We start from the raw sequence: 11,413 nt of genomic DNA, 5'->3' as shown, positions 1-11,413 counted from the left end.
CGTATCTAGGCACAATTGAGAGACTATTCTTTTCCGTATTAACTACGAATATACAACACTCGGAGAAATAACGGATCATTAATGATGCAAATATACGAGTCACAGAAACACTGAGCTTTTCCTTGTGCTGAACACAGAGTTATTGTATGACAAAAGTTCTCTTTGCCGCATAGCGGCTTCCTGTTCGTAGCCCCGTGCGGAAGCACGGGGTCTTGGTTGTGGCCCTCCGTATTCAGCACAAGGAAAAGCTCCGTGTTTCTGTGTCTCCGTGTTTTTATTCAACTCCAATCTGATTTGAAACAAATTGATGAAGTATGAATAATTCAGGCTAAAACTTTAACTCCTTTAACTCCTAGCGAAGCGATAACTCCTGCCATTCTATAGTAAGTTAAGTTATTCTAAAGAGTATCTTAAGTTTTTCTAAAGTATATCTTAAGTTTCTTTACTACAAAAACTTAACTTTTTCCAGAAGAGGAACTTAACTTTCTCTTCAGAAAAACTTAAGTTTCTCTTTCGGTTCCGCAGGCACAACGTTTTTATTGTTTAAATGTAAAGTTTCCTTTATTCGGAAATAGTTACTATTTTACATGCAGCAAAACGCTATTTCAAAATGCTGCATTTCACACTTTCAAAATGCAGCATTTTGATTAAACGAAATGCAGCATTTCATCAATGCGAAATGCAGCATTTTGAAAATTGACAATAAAATCGGCCCTACAGCACGTATGGAGGGTGGTAAAGAGGTTGAATTTCCATTTTTGTTGTTTTTGGGGGTCGTAAAACTACTAAACATACGGTGTTGTTTTAGCAAGTTTTTTTATTGTTCAAAACAAACAAGGAGAAGGCATCGAAGTGATAGAAACTAAAAAGCCCCATCTGTTTTGCAAATGGAGCTTTTTGTATAGAGTATAATTTGAACTTTTATTGTGCAGAAGCTTCTGCATCTCTAATCATTTGTTCGCTAGCATACATGAAAACTTCTACACGTCTGTTTTGTTCGGCAGATACTGATTCGTCATACTGATCGTATCCTACACCTGTAACTGCTTTTAACTGAGCTGGCAATACACCATTAGAAATTAAATAGTTACTAACAGACTGTGCACGTTGATTAGAAACCTTTTGGTTTGCATCATAAGTACCTACTTTATCAGTATGGCCAACAATAGTAATGTCGAGAGTAGGATCTTCTTTCAATACATTAGCAAAATCGCGAAGTGAGGTTTTTGAACTTTCGCTCAAAGCAGATGAGTTGAAACCAAATAAAATACCAGAGTTAAATGTTACTTTTACTGCATCAAGATTGTTTGCATCCTTGATTTTTTCTACCTCTGCACCTTTTATCTTAGCAGCTTCGGCTGCTTTCTTATCCATTTTGTTACCGATAATAGCTCCGGCAGTTCCACCAACGGCAGTACCAATAGCTGCACCAATTGCAGCACCTTTACCTTTACCAAAAATTGCACCCAAGCCAGCTCCAATTGCTGCACCCGATCCTGCGCCAATTGCGCCACCCTTTACAGTATTGCTGGAATTACATCCTGCCATAATTAAGGTTAGGCTTAAAAATAAAGCCATAAATTTAATCTTTTTCATCTCTTACAAATTTTAATTCTTTAAGTAAATAATAAATTAGTCGTCGATATAACAATACAAAGGTACATTTTGGTTAACAAGAATTGAAATTTTAACATAAAAAAATGCTAAATATTCGTTTAATGTTTATAATCCCAAGCGAAAATTGTTTTAACCTACATTATTCATACTATAGAATGGAAGGAGTTATCGCTTTGCTAGGAGTTAAAGCTTTATCATACTCGTCTGGTTCGGTTAGTATTTCACCACAGAGTTCACAGAATTACACAGAGTTTTAAACTTCCATGCGGCATCGTATTTAGAACTCTGTGTAACTCTGTGAACTCTGTGGTGAAATCGTACAATTCCTTCATTTCCTCCTCTGATTTGAACGAGTATGAATAATTCGGGTTAAGCAGTGATTAATTACTCTTGTGGAAGCACTTTGTTTTTTATGATAGCAAACCAGGAAGCCAGAATTATTCCCTTTGCAATACTGGTTAAACTAATGGCCCACCAAATACCCTCGACACCCATTCCCCGATGAGCAAAGTATATGGCCAGTGGAATTCTGGAATAATTGCAAACAACACTTATTATTGCTGGCGGAAGCGTACGGCCAATTCCGTAAAATACGCCTTGAGTAGTGATTTCGAGCATCATGAACAACTGCGAATAACCCATTATCCGCAAATATATCCCTCCGGCAATGTAGGCTTCGGGCTCGGGTACAAAAAGAGAGAATATTTCGTTTCCCATAAAAACAAAAAGGAGCGTACAAAAAACTCCGAAAGTAAATGTCATCCAGAGTGTTGTTTGCCAGGCTTTGATTACCCGAGTTGTTTTTCGGGCAGCATAATTTTGTGCAATGAATGCACCCAAAGCCGTTGAGAAACCTTGAGAGGTATTCCAGGTGATGGCTTCAATTTGTCCGCCGGTAGTTAAAGACATTAAACCGATATGTCCGCCTTGCTCGGTTGCTGTACGCCCCAAGAACATATTAACAAAGGCGAATAATGTATTAAATGCAGCTACTGGAAGACCTAGTTTGAAAATCCGTTGAGAATATCGCTTTTTTAGTTTAGTAATAAAGGGAAAACCTCCTAAGAGGGCATTTTTAATTTTCAGTTGATAAACAAACAACAAGAAAACCGTTGCTTGCGAAAGCCAGGTAGCATATGCTGCTCCCTGTACTCCAAGATTTAAACCAAAGATAAAGAGGGGGTCAAGTATCATGTTAAAAATCAACCCCGTACCACTTATAAAAAAAGGAATCGTGCTTCGGCCTGAGGCGTTGTAAATTCCGGTAAATGCGGCCGACATAAACACAAAAGGTAATGCAGTAGCTATAATTCGCAGATAGCTTACTGCATCTCTGCTAATATCGGCATTCAGTTTATAGATTCCTATAATTTCATTAGCTAAGCAAAAAAGGATACTTCCCCAGCACACCGAAATAATCAAGGCTATTGTAATGTTGTGGGAGGCAAAGCATTTAGCATCTTCATTATTTTGTGCACCTATGGATTGTGCCACGCTTACTTCCGAACCGATTTTGTTGAGTAAAGAAATAGAGGCCGACATCCATGTTAAAATTCCAACGGAACCAATTGCTGCTACAGCTTCGCTACCTATACGACCCACCCAAGCCATATCAGTTAAACTATATGCCATCTGAATAAATGAAGTTGCCATTATTGGCATTGCCAGTTTAAACAACTGTTTGCGGATGGGGCCTGTTGTTAGATTTCTAATACCTTGCATAATGCCGACAAAGGTAACTAAAATTACACGATTTTATAACTTTGAATATTCGGGGATGTCCTGAAGAAAAATATAAGATTGGTCTACATAATTCATTTTGCAGCAATAATGCTGTATACCATTACTTACAATAAGATAATCAACACGCAATACCATATTGTAACGGGTTATCTGATCGAAAACCGCTTGTGTGATTTCAATATGCGGAGCCTTGTATTCCAATATTAGTTTAGCCGACAGATCACGGTTATAGAGTACGGTATCGCAACGTTTGGCTGTTGCATTTAATTTCAGGTTTACTTCGTTTGCCATTAAACTTGCCGGATATCCTTTATGATTAATCAGGTAATGTACAAAGTGTTGCCGAACCCATTCCTCTGGTGTCAAGGCAACATATCGTTTACGGATAATATCGAAGATAACTCTTTTACCATCTTTACTCACTATTTTACTTTCAAAAGCAGGCAGGTTTAATGATAACATTTACTATTTTTGTAGATTAAATAAGTTTCGAAAAAGAAACGCAAATTTAATAGTTTATCATGAAAACAAAGAAGGAAATAGTAGCAAACTGGCTACCGCGTTATACCAAACGAAGTCTGGAGGATTTTGAGAAATACATACTACTTACCAACTTTACCAATTATGTAGAAATATTTGCAGAAGAATTTGGTGTTCCTGTTATGGGGAGAGATGCCAATATGATTTCGGCCAGCGCCAATGGCATGACTATTATTAATTTTGGAATGGGTAGTCCTAATGCTGCAATTATAATGGATCTTCTTGGTGCTATAAAACCCAAGGCCTGTTTATTCCTGGGTAAATGTGGTGGAATCGATTCGAAATTACATCTCGGAGATTTAATTTTACCCATTGCTGCAATTCGTGGAGAAGGTACTTCTAACGACTATTTCCCACCCGAAGTTCCGTCGCTCCCGGCATTTATGTTACAACGTGCAGTTTCATCAGCCATCCGAGATTACGGTCTCGATTATTGGACGGGGACTGTATACACAACAAACCGCAGGATCTGGGAACACGACGAGAATTTCAAAACTTATCTGCGAACAACCCGCGCTATGGCTGTAGATATGGAAACTGCAACATTATTCAGTGTAGGATTTGCTAATCACATTCCTACAGGTGCACTGCTATTAGTGTCTGATCAGCCCATGATTCCGGAGGGTGTAAAAACCGACAAGAGCGACAATCAAGTTACACAAATGTATGTGAAAGAGCATGTGAAAATGGGAATTAATTCTCTGCGAATGATTATTGATGAACAAAAAACAGTTAAGCATCTGAAATTTGATTGGTAACTCAAAACTTATTTTTTATGGCAAAGAAAGAAATAACATTCGATGAGATTTTCAAGGAACTGAAAGCTGGTAAGTACTATCCGGTTTATTATTTGATGGGCGAGGAATCTTATTACATAGATAAAATTGCAGACTATATTACAGATAATATTCTAACTGAAGAAGAAAAAGAATTCAACTTAACTTTGCTATACGGTATGGATACGAATATTTCTACAGTTATCAATTCGGCCAAACGTTATCCTATGATGTCCAGGTTTCAGGTTGTGGTAGTAAAAGAAGCACAATCTATGCGAAACATGGACGAACTTTCTTTTTATCTGCAAAAACCGCTCGAATCTACCATACTTGTATTATGCCATAAACATGGAGTTTTGGACCGTCGGAAAAAACTGGCTGCCGAAATAGAAAAAAGAGGAATTCTGTTTGACTCGAAGAAAATAAAAGAAGCTCAATTGCCGCAATTCATAACTTCTTATTTAAAGCAAAAGGATGTAGACATAGATTCTAAATCTGTTGCCATGATTGCAGATTTTGTTGGAACAGATTTAAGCAGACTAACAGGCGAGTTAGATAAGTTGATTATTACACTTCCAGTAGGACAATCCCGAGTAACACCGGATCTGATTGAAAAAAATATAGGAATCAGTAAAGACTATAATAATTTTGAGTTGCGAAGCGCCATTGTAGAAAAAGATGTTCTGCGTGCAAATAAAATAATAAAGTATTTTGAGGAGAATCCAAAGACGAATCCAATTCAGATGACTCTTTCTCTTTTATTTGGTTTTTTCTCTAATTTGATGCTTGCATATTATGCACCAGAAAAAACAGAACAAGGCGTAGCAACCATGTTAGGATTAAGAACACCTTGGCAAGCACGTGAATATCTTGTAGCGATGAGAAAATTTAACGGAGTAAAGACCATGGAAATTATTGGTGAAATACGATATGCTGATGCAAAATCTAAAGGTGTAGATAATTCATCTGCCAGCACAGGAGATATATTACGCGAACTAGTATTTAAAATTCTACATTAATTCTTTTATTCAACGCAAAATAGCAAATAAAGCGTATTCTGTGCTAGAATGAACTGAAAAAGGTTTACTAAAAAACGAAATAACTTACTGATTATAATTAGGTTATGCAATTTGGCAATCTTTCAGAATTTGTTTTTTCTGAGAAGCTGAACTGTTGACCGGAAATTCTAAAGAAAAATCCCCTTTATTGTTTATTGTTTGGGGCATCCTCTGATGTATGCCGCATGGAATATAGGGATGCCCCTACAGCGTGTATCGTTTATTAATGTTCTGCATCTTGCCAACAAATTACATTTGTGAATATGATTTAAGTGAGAGAAAGAAGAGTGAAATGCTTCGAATAAACAGTGTTATTACAGATGTAATACTAAATGTAATGCCTAACCGACAGGTAAAATACACTAATATTAATGCTATAGCATATTGTTATTACAAATGTATAATGATAGTATAGATTGATATCTTACAATTTCGGTTTGGCTGAGCTAAAACGATAACGCTGTAGGGGCATCCCTTGTGGGTGCCCTGATGTATAGCGCATGGTTAATATACATAGGATACATTGCAAATAATAATCAGGGCACCCACAAGGGATGCCCCTACAGCGTGTACCGTTTATTAATGAATGGTATCTTTCTGAATATGTGCAGCCAATAAACGTGCAGTTCTATATATTTCTATTCAATATTCAAAATGTAAAACCCCAAATATTACTACTATATGTAGATCTGTAAAAAGGGTAGGATAGGAGTACCCCCAGCTTTATATACATCTGTAATTTTACAATAGTATACAAATGTATATGGTGTAAAACAACTGATAACACCATAGTATATTATTCTTGTATAATATCAAACCGTATCCCAGATACTCAGTCACAATTGTATTATCTATAAATGTAAATATTAGAAAGTTAATACTGCCAATATTAACTTTCGTTTCGCTACCATCTAAATAGCTGTTTCTCTGTACTATAATAGTCTAGCATTAGACTTAAACCCTAAAGCAGCTAATCTTATGAGTGGATTTATGTGAATTCACTGAAATATCCCTCTTTAAACATGTATATATTATTAATTATGAGAGAATTACCGATAATATCTCCATGGTTAATTCAACACTATAATTGCAATATTATTAATGTATTATTGGTTTGTTATAACAACGTTTACGTTTGTGTACTTCACACATCTGTAGTACATTATTTTTGTAATTTTGATATATGATTTTATTTTGTTACTTTTGTAATCTCTGACATTATCGTGTTTTATTATTGTAATTCACCTAAATACAATCCTATATAATAGAAATGTAATATGGATATTAAGGATAGAATCAAATTAGTTATTGAAAAGGAAAAAGTTCCTTCTGGTGTGTTTGCTGAAACAATTGGAGTTCAACAATCTACTCTTTCGCATATATTAAACGGGAGGAATAATCCTAGTTTAGATGTGATAATGAAGATTCACCAAAAGTACACCTATGTAAATCTTGAATGGTTATTATATGGTACTGGTACAATGGTATCAGAAAAGTTGCCACAGCAAGATTTTAACCGTTCATTGTTCGATGAGAATCCTACAAAACCGGTGAATGTACAGGACGCTCCGGAAAAACGCAAGGAAATGCCTTTAGAAACCCCTGTAAACACCCCTAAAGAAACTGTTATTCAGGAAATTAGGTATGTAGATAAGCCTACAAAGAAAATCACCGAAATAAGAATTTTCTTTGATGACAATACCTATGAAACCTTTAAAAGTGAAAAATAGGCAGATTAAGAATTAATCATGTATCTTTGTAGCCGAATACAAAATACACTTCTACTGTTACATGAAAAAATTTATTTTAGATTTGGTAGTCAGTGAGAATATCAGATTAAATGATACGAATGTATTATTGAAAATGACTTCGTCCGCACCACTACCGGAAATGAAACCCGGACAATTTGCAGAACTTCGGGTAGACGGTTCACCAACAACTTTTCTGCGTCGCCCAATTTCCATTAATTTTGTAGATAAAGCAGCTAATGAGGTCTGGTTCCTGGTTCAAACCATAGGCGATGGTACCAAACAGTTAGCAAAAACTGCCAAAGGTAACATTATTAATGTTGTATTGCCGCTCGGAAACAGTTTCAGCCTTCCCGTAAATCAATCCGATAAACTATTACTGATTGGTGGCGGTGTGGGAATTGCGCCGATGCTCTTTCTGGGTGCAGAATTAAAGAGTATGGGATATAATCCTACTTTTTTATTAGGTGCCCGCAAAGCAAAAGATCTTGTAATGTTGGATCAGTTTTCGCAATACGGAGATGTTTATACTACTACCGAAGATGGAACACATGGAGAACAGGGATATGTTACCCACCATTCCATATTGCCAGCTGTTAAATTTGATAGAATCTATACCTGTGGCCCTAAACCTATGATGATGGCTGTTGCCAAGTATGCCAAAATACATAATATTACATGTGAAGTATCTTTGGAAAATAAAATGGCCTGTGGCGTAGGTGCTTGCTTGTGTTGTGTAGAAAATACAGTTGAAGGGCATAAATGTGTTTGCACTGAGGGTCCTGTTTTTAATATAAATGAACTACTATGGCAGATCTAAATATAAAAATCGGTTCATTGAACTTGAAGAACCCGGTTATGACCGCTTCGGGTACATTTGGATATGGAGAAGAGTTTGCTGATTTTATGGATATATCGCAGATAGGCGGTATTATTGTAAAAGGAACTACACTTAACCCACGCGAAGGAAATCCTTACCCTCGTATGGCAGAAACTCCTTCAGGAATGTTGAATGCGGTGGGATTACAAAACAAAGGGGTACATTATTTTGTCAATTCTATATATCCGGGGCTAAAAGATATTAATACAAATATAATTGTAAATGTATCAGGTTCCTGTATTGATGATTATGTGCAGACAGCAGAGATTATAAACGAATTAGAGCATATTCCTGCTATCGAATTAAACATTTCATGTCCAAATGTAAAACAAGGCGGAATGGCTTTTGGAGTTACTGCCAAAGGTGCAGCAGAAGTTGTTAAGCAAGTACGTGCAGCCTATAAAAAAACACTCATTGTAAAATTGTCTCCCAATGTTACAGATGTAACAGAAATAGCCCGTGCTGTTGAGGAACAAGGAGCCGACAGTGTTTCATTAATTAATACATTATTAGGCATGGCTATTGATGCCGAAACCAGACGTCCATTATTATCCACTATAACAGGTGGTTTATCTGGTCCGGCTGTTAAACCCATAGCTCTCCGGATGGTTTGGCAGGTTTATAATTCAGTAAAAATTCCGGTCGTAGGACTAGGTGGTATCATGAATTGGAAAGATGCCGTTGAGTTTATGCTTGCCGGGGCTACTGCCATTCAGATTGGTACCGCAAACTTCATTGATCCTATCACTACACAAAGAGTATCCGAAGGTATTAACGATTACCTGGATAGAAAAGGATATAAATCGGTATCAGAAATTATTGGTGCACTTGAGGTGTAACAATTAAAAAAGGTGTCCCCAAACCAGGGACACCTAACACACTATTTTTTGATTAATAGGCTTAAATCAAATCAATACTTCTCTTCACAAAGTTGCTTAGAGCTTCTCCTTTCAGCATGTTATTTTGTAACAAAGCAAGATCTATTAATTGACGTACCACCTTGTTATTGTTGCCATATTGAGTATATACAGCATTCTTCTTATCTTTTAAATCCTCAAGTTTCTTATCGAGATCATTTAACTCATCTTTCTCGGTAGTAGGAATTTCTTCGTCTTTCTTTCCTTCATGAGTCTTTTTGAGTTCATCCCGACGGGTAGTTGTTTCATCTATTTCAGTTTGTATAGGTGCAATGGCGGCACCGCATTCTTTTTCCTCATTGCTAAGTACATCTTTCACCAAACGGTGGTCAGAGTTGAGTACTAGGTTAAACATATCCGGCATTTCTCCATAGAAACTCATACCTGCCTGAATATTAGCCATTTCTTTCATACGGCGCATATATTCGCTTTGAGTTATCATTACCGGACTGTTGTTTTCGCCTAATGCCTGAGTCATAACATGGAACTCTACTTTTTCTACTTTTGGCAGCTGGCTCTTAAAGGTTTCCGACAAAGCATCCTGCTGATTGGCAGGCAGAATATCCTCTTTTTTATCATCTTTAATAATCAGATTGTCTACAATGTCGCTGTCAACACGGGTGAAACGTGATTTTTCAAACTTCTGCTCCAACATACTGATTAAAGCAACGTCCAATTGACCATCCATCAAAAGAACATTATATCCTTTATTGGTTGCAGCTTCAATATAGCTGTATTGCTCTTCTTTGTTGCTGGTGTAAAGATATACCAATGAACCGTCTTTATCAGTCTGGCTATCTTTAATAAGCTTTTTATATTCATCGAAAGTATAGAACTTGTTGTCTGTATCGCCCAGAAGAGCAAATTTTTGTGCTTTCTCGTAGAAATCTTCCTGAGTAAGCATTCCATAATTGATGAATAGTTTTAAATCACTCCATTTTTCTTCGAACTGTTTCCGGTCGTTTTTGAAAATAGACTGTAAACGGTCGGATACTTTTTTAGTGATATAGGTTGAGATTTTCTTAACATTCGAATCACTCTGCAAATATGAACGAGATACATTCAATGGGATATCCGGAGAGTCGATAACACCATGAAGAAGTGTCAGGAAGTCGGGTACGATACCTTCTACTGAATCTGTAACATATACCTGGTTGCTGTAAAGCTGAATTTTGTTTTTGCTTAAATCAAGATTACTCTTTACTTTTGGGAAATACAGAATACCTGTTAAATGGAATGGATAATCCACATTCAGATGAATCCAGAACAACGGTTCATCAGACATAGGGTAAAGTTCGCGATAGAAGTTTTTATAATCTTCATCAGTCAACTCACTAGGTTTGCGAAGCCACAGTGGGTTTGTTTCGTTGATGATGTTATCTTCTTCTGTTTCAACCTGTTTGCCATCTTTCCATTCTTTTTTCTTTCCGAAAGCAATAGAAACAGGAAGATATTTGCAATATTTAGTTAACAATGAAGATATACGCGATTCATCCAGGAATTCTTTAGACTCATCATCAATATAAAGAATAATATCGGTTCCACGATCTGTTTTCTTCTTGGTTTCTTCCAATGTATATTCAGGACTGCCATCGCAAGTCCATTTTACAGCCGGAGCATCTTCTTTATAAGATTTAGAAATGATTTCAACTTTCTTCGAAACCATAAATGAGGAGTAGAAACCTAATCCAAAATGGCCGATAATTGCATTTGCATCCTTTTTATACTTTTCAAGGAAATCGTTTGCTCCCGAAAAAGCGATCTGATTGATATATTTATCAATTTCTTCAGCAGTTAAGCCGATTCCACGATCGGAAATAGTAATTGTTTTCTTTCCTAATGAAACATGCACAGTTAAATCACCTAACTCGCCTTTAAAATCGCCCATAGAAGATAATGTCTTGAGCTTTTGTGTGGCATCAACAGCATTAGAAACTAATTCCCGTAGGAATATTTCATGATCACTGTAAAGAAACTTTTTAATAATGGGGAAAATATTATCCGTAGTTACCCCAATATGACCTTTCTGCATAATGAATTATTTTTTATTGGTTATTATAATTTAGTGTTTCAACTTTATTTTGCAAAAAAAATGCCAGACCAAACTGGTCTGACATTTTGACGTATAAGAATT

9 protein-coding genes are annotated in these 11,413 nt (G+C 36.4%); 5 read left to right on the top strand and 4 right to left on the bottom strand.

All coding sequences use genetic code 11. The features are described 5' to 3' along the window. Nucleotides 1–921: 921 nt before the first annotated feature. The 3 genes from D0T85_RS17850 to D0T85_RS17840 all read right to left on the bottom strand — a co-directional run bounded on the left by D0T85_RS17850 (nucleotide 922) and on the right by D0T85_RS17840 (nucleotide 3,822). Nucleotides 922–1,596, bottom strand: coding sequence for an OmpA family protein (locus tag D0T85_RS17850; RefSeq protein WP_163214887.1), 675 nt, complete (start codon nucleotides 1,594–1,596; stop codon nucleotides 922–924). A 405-nt stretch (nucleotides 1,597–2,001) separates the two neighbouring features. Beyond that, a complete protein-coding gene (locus D0T85_RS17845) occupies nucleotides 2,002–3,339 on the bottom strand; it encodes an MATE family efflux transporter (protein ID WP_163214886.1) in 1,338 nt (445 codons plus the stop codon). Between the two features lie 33 nt (nucleotides 3,340–3,372). Further along, nucleotides 3,373–3,822, bottom strand: coding sequence for a type I restriction enzyme HsdR N-terminal domain-containing protein (locus D0T85_RS17840; protein WP_163214885.1), 450 nt, complete (start codon nucleotides 3,820–3,822; stop codon nucleotides 3,373–3,375). A gap of 59 nt (nucleotides 3,823–3,881) precedes the next feature. Between D0T85_RS17840 and D0T85_RS17835 the strand changes: the two genes are divergently transcribed. From D0T85_RS17835 to D0T85_RS17815, 5 genes are all read left to right on the top strand, one after another. After that, nucleotides 3,882–4,658 (top strand): AMP nucleosidase, encoded by a 777-nt coding sequence (locus D0T85_RS17835; protein WP_163214884.1) that lies wholly within the window; start codon nucleotides 3,882–3,884, stop codon nucleotides 4,656–4,658. 17 nt (nucleotides 4,659–4,675) lie between these two features. Further along, complete coding sequence (gene holA, locus D0T85_RS17830) at nucleotides 4,676–5,695, top strand: DNA polymerase III subunit delta (RefSeq protein ID WP_163214883.1); 1,020 nt, start codon at nucleotides 4,676–4,678, stop codon at nucleotides 5,693–5,695. A 1,316-nt stretch (nucleotides 5,696–7,011) separates the two neighbouring features. Then, on the top strand, nucleotides 7,012–7,464 hold the full coding sequence (locus D0T85_RS17825; protein ID WP_163214882.1) for a helix-turn-helix domain-containing protein: 453 nt from the start codon (nucleotides 7,012–7,014) through the stop codon (nucleotides 7,462–7,464). A gap of 61 nt (nucleotides 7,465–7,525) precedes the next feature. Further along, entirely contained in the window at nucleotides 7,526–8,302 is a 777-nt protein-coding gene (locus D0T85_RS17820; RefSeq protein ID WP_163214881.1) for a dihydroorotate dehydrogenase electron transfer subunit, read from the top strand. Continuing rightward, on the top strand, nucleotides 8,290–9,201 hold the full coding sequence (locus tag D0T85_RS17815; RefSeq protein ID WP_163214880.1) for a dihydroorotate dehydrogenase: 912 nt from the start codon (nucleotides 8,290–8,292) through the stop codon (nucleotides 9,199–9,201). The genes D0T85_RS17820 and D0T85_RS17815 overlap by 13 nt, the downstream gene beginning before the upstream one ends. Nucleotides 9,202–9,262: 61 nt before the next feature. Here D0T85_RS17815 and htpG read toward each other — a convergent pair whose 3' ends face one another. Then, complete coding sequence (htpG, locus tag D0T85_RS17810; RefSeq protein ID WP_163214879.1) at nucleotides 9,263–11,311, bottom strand: molecular chaperone HtpG; 2,049 nt, start codon at nucleotides 11,309–11,311, stop codon at nucleotides 9,263–9,265. Between the last annotated feature and the right edge of the window lie 102 nt (nucleotides 11,312–11,413).

Source organism: Bacteroides sp. 519 (assembly GCF_010500955.1).
Classification (GTDB): domain Bacteria; phylum Bacteroidota; class Bacteroidia; order Bacteroidales; family Bacteroidaceae; genus Bacteroides.
The sequence above is the reverse complement of the archived record's forward strand: the minus strand, read 5'-3'. Positions and strand labels throughout refer to the sequence as shown.

Bases quoted from the DNA above. Each gene is read 5' to 3' on its own strand.
- htpG (WP_163214879.1), bottom strand. From the start codon at position 11,311: ATGCAGAAAGGTCATATTGGGGTAACTACGGATAATATTTTCCCCATT.
- holA (WP_163214883.1), top strand. From the start codon at position 4,676: ATGGCAAAGAAAGAAATAACATTCGATGAGATTTTCAAGGAACTGAAA.
- D0T85_RS17815 (WP_163214880.1), top strand. From the start codon at position 8,290: ATGGCAGATCTAAATATAAAAATCGGTTCATTGAACTTGAAGAACCCG.
- D0T85_RS17845 (WP_163214886.1), bottom strand. From the start codon at position 3,339: ATGCAAGGTATTAGAAATCTAACAACAGGCCCCATCCGCAAACAGTTG.
- D0T85_RS17825 (WP_163214882.1), top strand. From the start codon at position 7,012: ATGGATATTAAGGATAGAATCAAATTAGTTATTGAAAAGGAAAAAGTT.
- D0T85_RS17850 (WP_163214887.1), bottom strand. From the start codon at position 1,596: ATGAAAAAGATTAAATTTATGGCTTTATTTTTAAGCCTAACCTTAATT.
- D0T85_RS17840 (WP_163214885.1), bottom strand. From the start codon at position 3,822: ATGTTATCATTAAACCTGCCTGCTTTTGAAAGTAAAATAGTGAGTAAA.
- D0T85_RS17835 (WP_163214884.1), top strand. From the start codon at position 3,882: ATGAAAACAAAGAAGGAAATAGTAGCAAACTGGCTACCGCGTTATACC.
- D0T85_RS17820 (WP_163214881.1), top strand. From the start codon at position 7,526: ATGAAAAAATTTATTTTAGATTTGGTAGTCAGTGAGAATATCAGATTA.